A 15,106-nucleotide genomic window follows, 5' to 3' on the forward strand; every position below is an offset into this window, starting at 1 on the left:
ACTGTACGCTGATATGCTAACAACCGTCCGGATGAAGTCAAGCCCCTGGGTACGGAATTCCTTGGGACGGGTCAGTCGGCCCGGAACGCGGCGAACGGCGGGGCTGGAATGCCTGGAGGTCGCTGATACCGGTAGCGGCGTAAAGCGATGACGGCATGGACCAGGTAGGCGGCCGTAACCCCGACGTAGGCGTCGTACGCCAAGCCGAGCTCGGCATCCACGAGCGACCGGGAGTGGAACAGGACGATACACGCCGCCAAGGCCGTCAAGCAGGCCGCTCCGACGGCCAGCATAGCGGCTGTTCCGGTCCGGCCTGCCGTAGCGCGTTTTCGATTGGGATGTTGGGATTGGAAAACCATCAGCTCCACACCCGCAATTCGATTGACCATTCGCTCGATTTCATCGATGCGGCGCAGGTGGTCCTCCTTGGAGCGTGCGTGTCCGAGCGTCGTGGCAACTATCCACGACAGGCAGGATGGGATGCCTACTAGGAATAGGAGCTGAGTCTCCGCCGGAAGCGCTGGCACGCTGCCGAGCACAACTCCGAGCGCGCCACCGGCGGTTGGGATACGCTGATCCATCGCGCTCAACCGGAACAGCACGAGCTGATATAACGCCCGATACTCTTCGGTAAGCACCGAAACCTGCTCGCGGTCGGTGAGGCGGCTCGCCGTACCGGTTTGAAATTCATTGGTCACGCCCCTTGTACCTCCTCGGCAAGTACCGTACACGTACCTAACTTTGATGCGTCCCTCGACTCGACGATTCAAACCGAAGGAGGTGTGGCATGTCGATGATTCAGGCAGAAACGACGCTGAAATGCAGGGAGAGTTCCGGCGCTCGGGCGCTGGTGCGACTCTTCGAACTGGCACGCGCGGGACTCGATGTCGCCTCGTGCGGTCGAACAGGCTGTGAGCCGTTTCGCAGATCGATGCGGCTCGGGTTCCCCGAGCTCGATGGCGTCACGATTGGGGAGTTGGTGAAGCTGGCGGAGACCGAATTCCCGCTGGAGTTGCGAGCGCCGTTCGAGGACACGGACAGCATCGCAGGCGCCGTGTGGCGTGGGTCCGATGTATTCGACGGCGCCGATGATGGGCTGGTCATGTTGCGATTCGACGCCGGAACGCTCGATCTGCCCATGCATGTTCACGAACGCTCGGACCGTTTCATCGTGGCGCTCAAGGGCTCGGGCTTTTTTCACGTGTCGAATGAAACCTTGGAAGTCTTTTCGGGAGCGGACTTGCGCGCGATCCCGGTGCAAGCGGGCGACGCAATCGCCTTCACGCGCGGCCTCATGCACACGTTCAGCTCGCCGATGACGACGCTGGTGTTGCTGTCGTATCACGCGCCGCTGATTGAGCTGGATGACCCGGGCCAATACACGCTTCCGTCCTTCGTCTGGACGCCGCGAATGGGTCAGTCATTCGCTCGGGAATCTGCGTGTGCCCGGAGTGCTGAAGTACGCTAGGCTCGCGCCGCGAGCTTCGGCTCGTGGTCGTCAGTAACGAAAATCATGTTGCGCGACGCCATTCAGACCGGGCGGCATCGCCCGTTCAACTCGGCCTTACCAACCGAGCCAAGGGCACGGCCTAACCAACCGTGATGATGCCGACCCGTAGAGCCGGATGCGTCGAGAGGCGCTTGTCCGGCTCGACGGAGGCTCGTGGAATCAAAACTCGATGCGGCGCCAACTGCGTCGAGCGAATCTCCGCGTTCTATCCGATGCGTTGTCCCGGAAGCGGGGCGACGGAGAAAAGCCCCGCACTTACCGGTTTCTTGCCGGTGGGTGCGGGGCCGTCGCAATCAAAGGTGGTGCGTCTGCCGCACGGTGGACAAATCCCTCCACGGGGTTCGGACCACAGTCTCGATTCATCGGGACAATTCGGGTGCAAGTCCCGTCAGGTTCGTTCAACGTCGGCCGGCGTGGGGAGCTTCCGTGCCCGCAAGGGTCGGAACCGGGCTGTGACCAGCTCGGCGATCGGGTGAGATAAGCCCGACGGTGAAAAGCTCAACCATGAAAGGCCCGCAAGGGCTTGCCGGTCATTGCCAGCCAAAGACGGAGCCGAATCGCGAATGGCTCAGGTCGGCGGATAAGCGGGTGCTTCTTGTTTCGACCCGCAGAAATCGTCACCGTTTCGGTGGCGGAAACTCTGCCTCGGCGGGAGCCGCGGCAGACGACCTGAGCTCGACGGGCATCACCGTCTAGCAACGTGATTGGCTGGTGGAAGATTGCGACTAATCCGGGAAGGGCTTGAGCATCCGGGGTGGTTCCCGGTGCCTGGTCTGGTCGGCCAGGTGCTTCAAACGCTCAAGTCCAGGAGTGTGCCTTCAGTAGAAGCGGCCGGGAGGCCGGCGGGCGTGGCTGCAAGGCAGTGGCCGCTCGTTCGTGCCGGGGCTGGTAACTCCGGCAATCGCGACGACGAAAGAGGCGACGGGTTCATACCCGGTCTGAATGGCGTACTTAGTGAGGCGCGACGCGCCTCGCGCGTCCCTTGGATGGGGCCTGCGTGGCTGCACGCGGCCGGTCTTGGCGGACCGGCGGCTTGTGGCACACGGAATGACGATGACAGGCTACGTGTGCCTTGCACACGGGCGGTTGTCGTTGGGGTTCCTGCTTGGGGCAGTTCCATTACTGGGGGCGGTCAACTTAGAAACAAGTTCGACCGCCCCGGTCGAAGGGCAGCATTGTGCCGTGGTCGGTCCCATGGATGCGACCGACCGGTTGGCTGGCTGCGATGGGTGAGGGCGGTGAGAGGCGATGACGTCGGGCGATAGCGGGGCGACCGTAAACGGTCGCGACATATTGAGATTCCCGCGAGTCCGAGCTGCGTCCTGCCGCGCTTCCCGCAAGTGGCTGCCGAGCAAAGCGCACGGTTTCCATGCGGAAACGCATAACGGCTTCGGGGATTGTGCCATAAACAATCCCCACCTTTCGGGCAGTATCAGGCGTCGGGCGGGGGAATGCAGTATCGGTGCGTGGCGACTTCGGTGGACGGGTTCATTCAGCAGGTGGCGGTGGCGTACCTGGCCCGGGGCTACTGGTTCTACGTGGCGGGCCGCATCCCCCCGACCAAAGATCCCGAGCATGTAGATCAGAAACTGGTCGCCCGGTACGGCATCGCGGTCTCGCAAAAAGAACGGTGCCGCCGGAAACGCGCCGGCCTGGCCAACATGCAGTACATCCGCCACGAGCGGTTCTTCCTCCTCATGGCGACCCACGGCCAGCACGGATTCTTCGAGGACGAAGCCGGGCAGCTACGGGACGCACGGCGGGTTGCGATTCGCTACGCCGGGTATTCGCTTTCCCACCGTAGCGGGCGAGCTTCGGTGCGAATAGCGTCCGACGAATTTTCCCGCCTGAAGGCGTACTTCCTCGAACTCGCCTGCCGCCGATCTGCGGACGCGCTTTCGACCGAATTCGCCCGGGTCCATTTTCAGGCTTTCGCGCCGGTGAGGGTCCAATTGCTAAACCTGTGGCGGGCGGTCAATCGCGCTCGTTGCACAGCGGGGCTGGAGGCGGTTCCGATTGAAGCTGTGCCTTGGAAACGTCGCATTGTACGGCCGTTTGGCGGGGTCGCCGATAACGGATAGACTCCGCCTGTGGCGTCGCAGGCTGGCGGAAGCTGTCCCAAGAGCGACGTGGCTAGTGATTTGATCCGCGGAGCTGCGATTCATGGCGATCTCAAAGGCTGAAATCGAACCGTTGGCCGGGCTCATGGAAATGGGCCATCTCTCGCTGTGGTTTTTATCCACCGCCCTGCAACAAGAGAATTGGGGTAGGACTGTCGAGGAAGTCTACACAGCCACGATTGGACAAGGAGCAGGCCCGGGCGGCGGGAAACCCCAAGTATTCAACCAAGGGACGTGCTTAATGGCGGCATATCTCATGTTTGTCGTACCAAAAGAGGCCCTCTTCAAAGAATTCTCCAGTCACTTAGCTCCAGAATCGCTGAGCCTGGATGCCTTCACCTTGACGGATGGGTCCGGCGGCCCATGGAATAAGCCGTTGGAGCAAACCCTGAACAAGCTCCGCAATGGAATCGCACATGCAAATGTAGGCGTTGAGCCTGGAACCGATGAGCTTACGATTCGCAACTACCCGCTTGGCAGCAAGGCTTCCGACCCGCCCGATTTTGTGGCGAAGATATCGCTTCGAAGTTTCATCGCCTTCGTTGAATCCTATAAGAATGCCTGGATGAAATGGGCTGATTCTCTCACGTGATCGGTTCAGGCTGATTTGAGCGGTCAATGAAGCGATGGGCGTACAGCCGGAGAGAGCATCGCCGCTCCCAAGAGGACTGACGAATAACTCGCCCCATCCGAGAGCAGTCCCGCATGGCTCATCTCTCGATGAAGTGCATCCCGAAAGCGAGCGACAAGGCCTGCTTCATCGCGCGTAAGCGGACGGGCGTCATGGGGTTTAAGGGCGCCGAACGAACGGACCAAACGCTCAATGGCAAGTGAGCGGTCGCCGCCATCATCGAAGCCGAGGCGCACGACTCGGTTATCGAGCTTGCCGCCCTCTGCCTGAACAATGACCTTCCACACGGTACTCAATCCTGAGCCCGGAAGCTCGACATCGGTTTGCGCCGACACAAAACGCCGCTCTGCCTCAAGTTGTCGGCAACGCTCGATCAACCTTGAAACGGCCGGGTGCTCCAACCCGAGCAACTCGACGTTTTCCTCGCGGAGAGCCTCGTCTCGGTCCGTGGTGAAGGGTGTCTCCGCCTTGTCCGGGTCGATGAGGACGTATCGCGTGCCGCTCTTCGACACGAACTGCCCGCCGAATAGTGCGGCAGCCCGTTGCACAAACGCTACCAGTCGCCGCATGCCCTCGCCGCGGTCGTCGAACTTCTGATACTCGCCGAGATTGAACTTCTCCAGGTCCTGGAACAGCTCGAAGACCACGTGCCGCGCGAGGCTGGCGTTCGACATTGCGACTTCGAGCTCTTCCTTGGTCCGCTGGAGTGAGGGGTCTCGCAAGGCGTCCTGGTAGAGCTTCTCATAACTCAGCCGGCTGCCGAGTTGGCCGAGAATCTGCGAGCGCAGATCCTCCGCGATCTGACCTTGTTCATCCACCTTGCCGAGTGCCGTGGCAATCTCGCGCAGCTTGTCCTCCAGCAAGAGGAAAATCTGCCCCTCAATCGTGTCGGATGCGACGAGGTTGTACACCTGGGCCGTGTGCTCCTGCCCGTAACGATGAATGCGCCCGATCCGCTGCTCAAGGTCCATCGGATTCCACGGCAGGTCGTGGTTGAACAACACGCGGGCGAACTGAAGGTTGATGCCCTCACGCCCGGCGGCGGTCGTCAACAGCACGCACGGACCATCCGGGCGCTTGAAGCGCTTCTGAGCGGCAGTCTTGGCGCCGTGGTCGCCGCCTTTCAGCACTTCGACACCCTTGCCCGGGAACTTCCACTCGATCGCGGTACGCAAGCTGTCGATGCTCCCAAGATAGGTCGTGAAGATCACGACTTTTTCCTGCGGGTTGAGCTTCCAGAGTTGCTCCAGCGCGCCGAGCAACACCGTCGTCTTCGTCTCGGTCTGCGGCGGAAAGCGGTCGAGCAGCTCGCGGATTCTGCGACGTTCCTCCGGCAAGGCAACAAGCACCATGCTCGCCGCTGTGTCGTCAGTCATCGCGGCCGCGGCCTCCGAATCATCCATCGACTCAGGCGTTCTTGTGAATTCCAAAGTCTCGTCGCGCTTTCGGAGCAACTGAACCTTCAAGTCGGCGAGTATCTGGTCCACTTGGGCCCGACCGATCGCGTCCGACGGCAGGCCGTGAAGGTCGCGAATCTGTTCACGGGCCTCGTCCAGTGCCCGGTTTCGTCCGTCCACGTCAAGCGCCTCATCGCGCTCAATCGCCTCTTGAAGCGTCAACATGAGCAGCCGCTTGCGAAGCGTCGCACGCACGGCCGAGAAGCTGCTGGCGGCAATCTTCTGGAAGATCGTCATGACGAAGCCGAGCGCCCGGCTTTTGCCGCCAAGCTGCTCAGCCAGCGCGTAGCCTTCATTGAGATAGTCGGTAAGCGCTGAATAAAACACCTGCTCGGCGTCATTGAGCGAAAACGCCTCGGTATGCACCTGCCGCCGGGCGAACAGCGGCCCGCCGCTCGCATTGCAGGCGTCGGCCTTCGTACGGCGGATTACAACCGCATTGAGCCGATGGCGGTTGTCCACCATGTCCGCTTCGTCTTCGAAGAGCGTCGGGTCCATCAAGCGCACAAGCATCCAGAACCGGTAGTGGTCGCCCTGGTGCGGAGTTGCTGAAAGCAATAGCAGGTCGCGTGAATGCTCTCGCATCGCCTCGGCCAGTTTGTAATTCTGCGTCTTGGTCGATTTGCGCCCATTCTTATACACGCTGAGGTGGTGGGCCTCGTCGAACACGACAAGATCCCAAATAGGCGCGTCCTTGATCCGGCGAAGCCGTTGCGGGCGCTTCAACGTGTCAATCGACGCGATCATGCGATTGTGCTTGGCGAATGCGTTCGACTTGCGGTCCGACACGTCGCCTTCGGAGCCGAACACCTCGAAGTCGAGATTGAACACGTCATTGAGTTCGCGCCGCCAGTTTTCGACCAAACCCGCCGGGACAATCATGAGCGCCCGCTGCAACTCTCCGCGTGAGGCCAGCTCCCGGAGAATCAGCGCCGTCTCGATGGTTTTGCCCAATCCCACTTCATCGGCGATCAGAAAACGACGCGGCCGGGCATTCGCCATTCGATGGACAAGCACGACCTGGTGCGGCAACAGGTCCACCTTCGCCGATGTGAGAACGGCCGCGCTTTCCATCAACGGCAACTCTTCGGCCTCGATGGCCAAAGCGAGCCGCTCAATGGCCTCCGGCGTTCCCGGCCGCAAGGAGGACAGAACGCGCTGCTCCCACGTCAGCGCCCCCGCAAGCGCATCGGCCGGCACCTGCCGCTCGCCGTGGGTGCGGAAATAGACGCGAATGAACCCGGTGGGCTCGACGCCAAGCACCACGCCTTCGCCCAGCTCGGGGTGCGAGACGTTCTTGCCAATCTCGATTTTCGGATGGTCAGGAGCGCGGAGCATAATACCCTCCGCGGACCTTTTGACCAGCCGCCCGGTCCGTTCGCACGAGCCGTCGCATGTCCGTCACGGCCGAGCCGTTCCAAAGCTCGGTGGACAGGCACAGCCGCTCGCCGTCGCGATTCTCAAAATGCACCATCTCCGTTACCGGGTCTTCCACGATCCTCGGCGCCGGAGTGTTCATCCCAAACACAAGCCCACACTCGGTCCAGCGGTTTTGAAACTCCGCGATCAAAGGGCGGATTTGTCGGCGGACGAAATCTTCAGCATCCCGCGTGGGCAGAACCTCAAGCACAGTGTCCAAGCCGCCAAGAAGGACCGTCCGACCGGATGTTGGCGGCGCGCTCGGCCACGACGAAAGCCAGCTCAATGCCTGCCGAAGCGAAATCAGCGCGCCGTCGTTGAGCAACGGCCCGAGCATGATCTTGTCAAAGATCACGCTCGACCCGCGCGTCAGCCACATTTTGGAATCGACAAACTCTTCCATCTACCTGGCTCCACCAATCACCCGTCACTCAGCGCTTCCTGCTCCAGCATCGAGAACAACGTCATCTGCTCCGTTTCGACCTTGCGCGGCTTGCTGCGCCACGCATCGACCAATCGAATCGCCCGGCTCGCGGCGTCTTTCGTGTCCGCCTCGCCGGCCGTGTCGGCATACCACTTCAGAATCGCGTCGGTGGAGCGTTTCAGACTGCCGGCCCAGTTGTCCAGTTCGCGGTCGATGTTCAATCCGCTGCCCGACCTGGCCGCGCCGATCAGGAAATGGGCCTGGTCGAGGTCGGTCTTGAGCGCCGCCTTGCGTGTCCGGCCACGCTGCGTGAAGTACGTCATCCGCTCATCCAGCGGCACGGCATGCACCTTCGTGCCGACGATCCGCGCCCAGCCCCGGGCTTGCAGGTCGTTCGGCTCGACGCCCGTGCCGCGCAGTGTCTTGCTCAATTCGTCGCGGCTCATCTCGTCGCGGTCCTGGAACAGGCTTAGATACAGTCGCGATGCCGGCTCGCATTCCGGCGGTCGCTGCCGGGCGCCTGGCTCGGCGGCGAGCAGGTCGTCGAGTAGCTGATTGATGCCCAGCAGCGCTTCGCGGACCTGGAGCACTTGACCCTCGCCGGTGAACACCTGTCCGTAGTGCTGGCTGTAGAACTCCAGCGACTTGCCGATCAGGATGACGCGCACGTCGGCGGCGTTGAGCGCCCGGCCGTGAACGTGCTCCAGCAGGACCTTGTAGCGGGCCGCTTCGTCCTTCACCCAGCGGCGCATCTTGGCCCAAGCTACCGGCTCGGGCTTCTCCAGCCGCTTGCGGCAGACGTGGATGATGTCGTATTCAATTTTCTTAGAACCGAATGCGGCGGTCGCGCCTTTCGTCTCGTCACTGCGAATCGGATATGTCGCTTCGAGAATGAAGCCAGCATTAAAGAGGGCTTCGAGTACGTCCACCCACGGCGCATCAGCGCTGTGATGGAACGTAAAAGCCATGATGCCGCCGGGTTTCAGCACGCGGCCGGTTTCGGCCCAACAGGCCGTCAACGTATCGCAGTAGAACTGTGACGCCGGTTCGCGCCGGTAAAGCGGATTGCCCTCGCCGACTTGGAGACTATCATCGCCGGAGTTCTGCCGGATTGTTGAGAGCCATCGTTCTTCGATGAGCGACTCCTGCTCCCACAGCTCCCGGTCGTCGGGGTGCTCCACGGAGTTTTGCACGGCCTCGATCGCTCTCGGACTCCGTTCGGGCTCGAAGTAGGCACGCTCGGGCATGCCCTCGTACCATCTCAGCAGCGGCAACCGCATCCAAACGTAGAAGAAATCGGCCAAATCACCGTAGAACAGGTTGTTGCCGAAGGGAGGATCAGTGATCGCGAGGTCAATATTCTCGATCTGACCCACGGAGCGGAGGGAAGTGGAGCTTCCCGATACGACCGTTCCTTCTGGGCGAACCGGGTCTTCTGCGAGAACCTTAGCACTCTTGCTCTTCTCGCCGTCCGCTAGCTTCGCAAGCTCCCACGGCGTAGCGCACCAAGCGAGCGCATCGAGCGTCGTCGTCGTACACGAGGTCCATTTGCCGTATCCGATCTTGCCATAGACGTTGGTTTCAACGACGAGCTGCTTAGGATGGTAATTAGCGTTTGAGAGTGATGGCGCAAGTTTATCGAACGATTGGTGCCAGAAAGAGAACATACACATCATTCGGAGGTACTGTTGAAACGCACCGAGCGCTTGCTCACACGTGTCCAGTGAATAGCGAGAAATTCCGCCTTTAATCGCGGAAAGCAACTTAGTATGCACGATCAACTGGCGTGGATTGAACATCTTCCACCAGTGTGAGTAACCCCATCCGCGATTCACACCGCCATTGGCGCGCATCATGTACGCATCCCAGCACTCGCTCGTCGGCCAGAACCCCGATAAATCCGCGTCTTTTCGGTTCTGCCATTCTCGCTCTGCCACATTGAGTCGGTGGAAATCGTGATCATCCGCGCGTTTGAAGAATCGTCCGCCGTAGTTGAAGCCGGCTTCATCGCAGGCGGGGCAGTGGCACTGAAGCGTGTATGGTACCACTGGCGGTGTATGTCCCGTCTTCCCGACTGCGGTCAGGATGTCCTGTTCAATGCCGTCGGCATCGCAGCGAAACTGAGATTTGCCCGGCACGGTTCCCTTGCGGGTATCGACGGCTCGGCCGTCCCGGAGTGTGATTCGCGCTGGCGGGCCAAACTTCTTGCGGTCGGTCTCGGCTTCACCTACTTCTTCTCCGCCCTCCACGTCTGCCGCTTCGTCGGGCGCCTCCTCTTCCGGTTCGTCATCGGCGGTTGCATCCTCGGCGAGTTTCACGCGGCCGCGCACTTCGATGAGATTCAGCCCCTCCAGGCGCTTTTGCCACCAACGGGCGGTCGCCTCGGGTTCAGCGCCGGCCCAGCCGCCGTACTCCCGACCTTCGGCGTCCTTCTCCGGCGCACCCTCGAACCACTTCGGGTCGATCAGCAGGTACATGTAGACGTGCTTCGATTCGATCCCGAAGTCCTTCTTCTTGATGTCGCCGACGCGCGTGCTCGGCTTGGCGTGCCGGGTGAGCACGCGCTTCACTTCTTCTCCCGCGAACGCCTGGCAGTGCGGGCACGAAAAGCCCGGCTCGGCGTCGATGGCCGCTAGCAGGCGCTCCACGCGCTGCCGCCTTTCCAGCGACGCGCCCTTGGGGTAATCCTTCAACTCCTGGGCGAACGACTGCGTCACTTCGGTGAACGGCGTCTCGCTCTCGACGATGACGCGCTCCGCACCGGGGGCCATGCGCGTCTCGCCAAGTTCGGCGTGGAACTGATATCCGCACGCGGGGCAGTCGATCGGCACGTAGTGGGCCGTGAGCTTCTTCTCGGCGATCACCGGCGAGCGGAAGATCGGCGTACGATGGCCGCACGGCTGGCCCTGGCTGCCGGCGCACGGGCCATGCTTGGCCCAGAACGTATAGATGACTTCCGGGCCTTCCCAGCGAAAGTGCGTGCGCTCCCCCGATGCGAGGTTGATCGGGTCGAGATTCGCGGGCGCGGGCCGGTCGGTGCGCACGTCGATCCAGCGGCCCTTGTGACCGCGCGGGCAGGTCGTCGTATAGAAGGGCTGAATCTGCGGCTTGACCTCGGCTTCGATCTCGTCGAAGAACGCCTTGACTTGGGCCGGGTCGCTGCACGCCAGTTCGTTCTTGACGATGAACCAAGCGACGGGGTTCAAATCGACACCGGTGACCTTGAAACCGAGCCGGCTGCCTTCGACCAGCGTCGTGCCGCCGCCCATGAAAGGATCGAGCACGCGGAGCTTCTTGAAGCTTCCGGCCTTCTGATGGTTGCAGTAGTAGTGGTCCCAGACGAGCTTAGCCGCCTCCTCGGGATTGTCGGGCGCTTCGGTGCCCGCCGCGATCAGCATCGCCCGGAAAATGCTGGAGCGACGGCGGGCCCACCACTTTGACATTTGATAGATGGGCTTGCCGGCGTTTCCCTCCAGCTTCGACAGCGCGTTGATCGGCGCGATGGGGAAATCGACTTCAAGGCACGTCTTGCGACGCTTCGGGTCGGAGAAGCCGGGGACGGGCAGGCGGATGGCCTTGGCGAGATTCGGCGGCTCGAAGCCGTTGGCACCGTTCTTCTTGTTCTTACGGCCGCCGTTAGCGGGGCTGCCGGACGCCGCCTCTGCCGCGCGCGCATCCATGTTGAGCAGGTTGTCCGGCTCCACGTCGATCAAAAGAGGCTGATTCGCGCTGTCGAATTTCGATTTTGCCATGGTCGCGACGTTTCCCCATTACAGCGCTGGAAGCTCGACGAACGGAACCGCCACTTCGAGCAGGCTCATCCCACCGTGGCACAAGTACGGATAGCCGCCCTGGACCTTCCACTTCCGCTGGCCCATCACGACGTGGTGGCCGCCATGCGTGAATACGACAGGCGGCATGAGGTGCTGGTTCCACGCGGCCGATGCAGGCTTGCAGCGTGATGCGCTGAATGTGTCGCGCAGCGCGGTGACGACCTCCTCGTCGGTTTCATTCGTCGCAAAGCTCCGGGCGAGCGCATAGCCGTGATCTGACGTGATGATCAACCGGCGGCCTTGGCGCAGGGCATCGATGAATCGCCAGAAGCCGGGGCCTTGAATTGTTTGCCGGGCGACCGAGTTGACCTGGTCGGGCGAGCGTTCGTGAACGTGGAGAATGTCGTCGAGCCACGTGTGCCACACGAACAGGTCGCGACGCGGGCGAATCGCGGAGACGGAATCATCAAAGGGATGATTGAGCACGTCCACGGCCAGGTCATCGGAAGCGAGAGCAAAACCGGCGGGCGCGGAACCAGTCGCCAAACGGGCGCGGGACTGAGCACCCATCGCGGCGGCGAAGTTGTCCGTGTCGGAAGGAACCTCTGAACCGGTGACGCGGATTTGCGTCGGCACGATTTGCCGCTGCTCCGCCGCGGCGAGCAGAACGAACATTTCGCGCAGCGAGAACGCATCGAGGATCAGGACGGCCCGGCCGGATGCGATCACCGTCGGCCACCATTCGCGGAGTGCTTCGGATGATCGCGGCGCGGCGCCGGGATACGCCTGCCACAGATCCCACCCGGCCTCGGCGAGGAGTCGATCGGGGGGAATCGTCTTGTTGTGCAGCTCAAGCGGGGAAGCGGTCGTTCTAGCGATCTCGCAGAGCGATGCGAACAACTCCGTCCACGCATCGCGGGCGGCGAGATTTCCGAGAATGATGTCCTCCCACGGCCTCATGCGCTTTCACCCCCGCCGTTGGGCCGGAACGTCACTTCGAGCTTTGCCCGAACGTGGGACGGAAGCCGCTGAAGAATTGCCTTGGCCTGTTGAACGGAGAGACCCTCGAATTCGATCTTGGTCATGTCGAGCGACGCATCGGCCGGCACGCCCCATTGCTCGAAGCTGCCGATCAAGTTGACGACGGTTGTGGCGCCGTTGGTTGATCGCACCTCGGCGGGAATCACGGGCGGAATGGGCGTGATTGGCGGCGCCGTACCCGTACCCGGTGTGGTCGGTGGTGGTGTGCCGCCGCCGGGCTGCTGGGTACCTCCCGTTGTCGTTGGCTCTGGCGGGAACAGGGTGCCGGGGGTCGGTTGCGGGGTCGGCTGCGTGGGGGTCGGGCCGGATACGGCGCCGGTGCCGGCTGCGGCGGGCAAGGCGAGCTGCACCTGCCGCATCTCCTGTGTGCCGCGAAACGCCTTCGGCCGGATGTAGCGCAATGCCTCGTCGTCGTCTGCGTGGTCCGGCAGCCGCGCGACCCATGTGCCCGCAACGTTGAAGACCACCTTGCCCTTCGCCGCGACTTTGCAGACTTCCTCGCACGTGTCGCGGTCGCCGAGAAACGGGATCGCGCTCTTCTCTGCGGATGGTGGCGGCTCCCGCAATCCGTCAATCAGCCGGCTCACGTCATCGCCGTTGCGGGCGGACTCGACGACGAGCGTTTGAAACTCCGTCGCATCGAACAGGTCGCGCTTGATCTGCTCATCGATGGCGACCGGGATCGCGCCCTTCTGGCGAACGAGTTCAACGTCGATGCGTTCCACGTCGAATCGGCACTGCTCGGGCTGGCGAAAATTCCAGCGGGTCAGGATGGCGAAGCGGTCAAAGCGCGTCCGCAGGTTGTCGCGTAGCGGGCGCTCGAATTCGTCCTTCAAGCCGCGATAGTGCGGATCATCCTTCCATGCCTGTGAGGTGAGGTAGGCACAGCGCGCGATGAAGGAAAGATCGCTGTCCTGGTACAGGTTCTTCCTGCCGGTCGCGGGCAGAAGGAACCGCACGGTGTTGCGCTTGGATTGCACCTTCGTCGCAAGCCATGTTCCAAGCACTTTCTCGACCGCACCGGCCGGCTCGTCGAGCGGAGCCGGAACCACCAAGAGAATGGGTTGGTTCCAAGTTGCTGGCCGGTCGGCTTCGTCGATATCGCTCCAAGGGTCGTGCTCCCAGTTGGGGCCGAGCACGACGACCTTGGACACGGATTGTCGGTTCTCCGGCTCCAGGATGTAGCGCAGCGTCTTGCGGATGTGCTCCAGGTCTTTGCCGGGATAACTGGTCGTTGCACCGGGCGTGCCCGACGCCGCCCATAGGCGATCGTTGCGTGCGGTCGAACGAACTTTCGTCTTGGCGTTTTCCTCACGTCCGAACCAGATTCGGCCCTGCAGATTGTCCGAGCCGTGGATGTTTACGCTGTTGTCCTTCGTCTTGAGCAGTTCGTCGAGGAAGGCGTTGTCGTCGATGGGCGCGTCCCGCGTCACGTCGAGATGCAAGTCTTCTTTCGTACCGCCCGCTTCTCGGCCCGGCGTCATGGAGCGCAACCACAGCGCGCTGATGATCTCACGGCTGTGCGCCGTGGCGACGCCCGATGCCTTGATGCCGTCGAGGTTTCGCTGAGCGATTTCGAGCAGGTCGCTTTGCGCGCCGTGTGCGGCGATGGATTCGAGCAGAGCTTGCACCCCGTGCGTGTCCGTATCTACGAAGAAGTCGGCCGCCGTTAGCAGCGGGACGGCATCGCCGCGCTCACGGTAGGCAGCGGCCAGAATGCGGATCAGGTCGCGCGTTTCCTGGGCTGCCTGAGCCATCAGGATGTGGTCCTCAAGCAGGTTCACGAGTTCGGGTGAGAAGGGCCAAAGGGCGACGACTTCCTCTGCGATGCGGTTCCGCTCCGACACTGGCAAGTGCGAGAAGCGCAGCCGGTATCGTTCGCCCGCATAGGCGGCAACGAGCTGGTCCACCTGCGCACGGGCGATGTTGTCGCGGTTCCTGAACAGGCGATGCAGCAAGAGAAGCTGTCGGTCCTGCTTGGCTGTCGGCCCCAAAAAATTCACGACCACCGGCGTGTCCCGGTGGACCTGCTGAAAGGCCTCCGTCGTGTTGTTCAGGACGGAGATCGCGAGCAAAACGAGTTCCGGGCGTTCGCGCGAAAGCTCCGACAAGTTCTGGACGAAATTGGAGGCCATCTCGCGCTGTCGCGAACCGTCACGGCCGACTTCAGGCAAGCCGTCGAACCACTTCTGAAACTCGTCGAGGATGAGCACCACGGGCTGCGTGCGGAACATCTCCTCCAGAAGCGAACGCGAAGGAACGTTGCTGCCGCTCTGCTCGAAGCGGCCGCGAAAGCGCTGGCCGTGGGGATGCCGGTCGAAGATGAGGTCCCAGAGGAACGGGTATTCGTGGTTGTGAACCGCCTCCGAGATTGCGAAATAGCCGGTTTGAAGGTCCAGATTAGCCAGCGCCTGGCTACCGAGCCGATTCCCCCAACTCCGAGCCCACTGCTGGACGACATCGGGCGACATCGTCGCGTGGTGCATGACGGCCATGATGTGCGACTTGCCGCGGCCCCGGTCGCCAAGCAAAGCGATGGGTTTTTGCGGCCTGGCGACGCTGAGCGCGCGAAGCGCCATTTGAACGTCGCCGGTGGGGTAAGTAATTTCGAGGATGCGGTCGGCAGGCTGTTGCGCCGCGCCCATGTTGTCGTTTCGGCGAAGGGAGATCGCCGTGCCCGGCGTGTTGGTGCCGAGGAATTCATCTCGTAGCTGAAGTCCGAGCATTCAGG

At 62.1% G+C, this 15,106-nt stretch carries 9 protein-coding genes; 3 read left to right on the top strand and 6 right to left on the bottom strand.

From position 1 onward, the window contains the following. Positions 1-71: 71 nt before the first annotated feature. Positions 72-698 (bottom strand): hypothetical protein, encoded by a 627-nt coding sequence (locus tag HS101_18285; GenBank protein ID MBE7508215.1) that lies wholly within the window; start codon positions 696-698, stop codon positions 72-74. Between the two features lie 89 nt (positions 699-787). On the opposite strand from HS101_18285, the gene HS101_18290 reads away from it, so the two are divergent. The 3 genes from HS101_18290 to HS101_18300 all read left to right on the top strand — a co-directional run bounded on the left by HS101_18290 (position 788) and on the right by HS101_18300 (position 4,222). Further along, entirely contained in the window at positions 788-1,468 is a 681-nt protein-coding gene (locus HS101_18290) for a cupin domain-containing protein (GenBank protein ID MBE7508216.1), read from the top strand. A 1,508-nt stretch (positions 1,469-2,976) separates the two neighbouring features. Continuing rightward, positions 2,977-3,591 (top strand): hypothetical protein, encoded by a 615-nt coding sequence (locus HS101_18295; protein MBE7508217.1) that lies wholly within the window; start codon positions 2,977-2,979, stop codon positions 3,589-3,591. An 82-nt stretch (positions 3,592-3,673) separates the two neighbouring features. After that, entirely contained in the window at positions 3,674-4,222 is a 549-nt protein-coding gene (locus HS101_18300) for a hypothetical protein (protein ID MBE7508218.1), read from the top strand. 23 nt (positions 4,223-4,245) lie between these two features. Here the strand turns inward: HS101_18300 and HS101_18305 are convergent, their stop codons facing one another. From HS101_18305 to HS101_18325, 5 genes are read right to left on the bottom strand one after another with little or no spacing between them, the layout of a single operon-like run. After that, positions 4,246-7,056, bottom strand: coding sequence for a DEAD/DEAH box helicase (locus tag HS101_18305; protein ID MBE7508219.1), 2,811 nt, complete (start codon positions 7,054-7,056; stop codon positions 4,246-4,248). Beyond that, the gene (locus HS101_18310) at positions 7,040-7,540 is read right to left on the bottom strand and encodes a hypothetical protein (GenBank protein MBE7508220.1); all 501 of its coding nucleotides are present in this window, start codon (positions 7,538-7,540) and stop codon (positions 7,040-7,042) included. The genes HS101_18305 and HS101_18310 overlap by 17 nt, the downstream gene beginning before the upstream one ends. A gap of 17 nt (positions 7,541-7,557) precedes the next feature. Continuing rightward, entirely contained in the window at positions 7,558-11,313 is a 3,756-nt protein-coding gene (locus HS101_18315) for a DUF1156 domain-containing protein (protein MBE7508221.1), read from the bottom strand. A gap of 18 nt (positions 11,314-11,331) precedes the next feature. Continuing rightward, the gene (locus HS101_18320) at positions 11,332-12,294 is read right to left on the bottom strand and encodes a hypothetical protein (GenBank protein MBE7508222.1); all 963 of its coding nucleotides are present in this window, start codon (positions 12,292-12,294) and stop codon (positions 11,332-11,334) included. After that, on the bottom strand, positions 12,291-15,101 hold the full coding sequence (locus HS101_18325) for a DUF499 domain-containing protein (protein MBE7508223.1): 2,811 nt from the start codon (positions 15,099-15,101) through the stop codon (positions 12,291-12,293). Before HS101_18325 ends, HS101_18320 begins: the two co-directional genes overlap by 4 nt. Positions 15,102-15,106: the final 5 nt, after the last annotated feature.

The organism is Planctomycetia bacterium, from assembly GCA_015075745.1.
Lineage (GTDB): Bacteria > Planctomycetota > Phycisphaerae > UBA1845 > UTPLA1 > UTPLA1.

What these genes read in the sequence shown, in the direction of transcription:
- HS101_18325 (MBE7508223.1), bottom strand. Translation starts at nt 15,101, where the DNA reads ATGCTCGGACTTCAGCTACGAGATGAATTCCTCGGCACCAACACGCCG.
- HS101_18300 (MBE7508218.1), top strand. Translation starts at nt 3,674, where the DNA reads ATGGCGATCTCAAAGGCTGAAATCGAACCGTTGGCCGGGCTCATGGAA.
- HS101_18315 (MBE7508221.1), bottom strand. Translation starts at nt 11,313, where the DNA reads ATGGCAAAATCGAAATTCGACAGCGCGAATCAGCCTCTTTTGATCGAC.
- HS101_18290 (MBE7508216.1), top strand. Translation starts at nt 788, where the DNA reads ATGTCGATGATTCAGGCAGAAACGACGCTGAAATGCAGGGAGAGTTCC.
- HS101_18320 (MBE7508222.1), bottom strand. Translation starts at nt 12,294, where the DNA reads ATGAGGCCGTGGGAGGACATCATTCTCGGAAATCTCGCCGCCCGCGAT.
- HS101_18310 (MBE7508220.1), bottom strand. Translation starts at nt 7,540, where the DNA reads ATGGAAGAGTTTGTCGATTCCAAAATGTGGCTGACGCGCGGGTCGAGC.
- HS101_18305 (MBE7508219.1), bottom strand. Translation starts at nt 7,056, where the DNA reads ATGCTCCGCGCTCCTGACCATCCGAAAATCGAGATTGGCAAGAACGTC.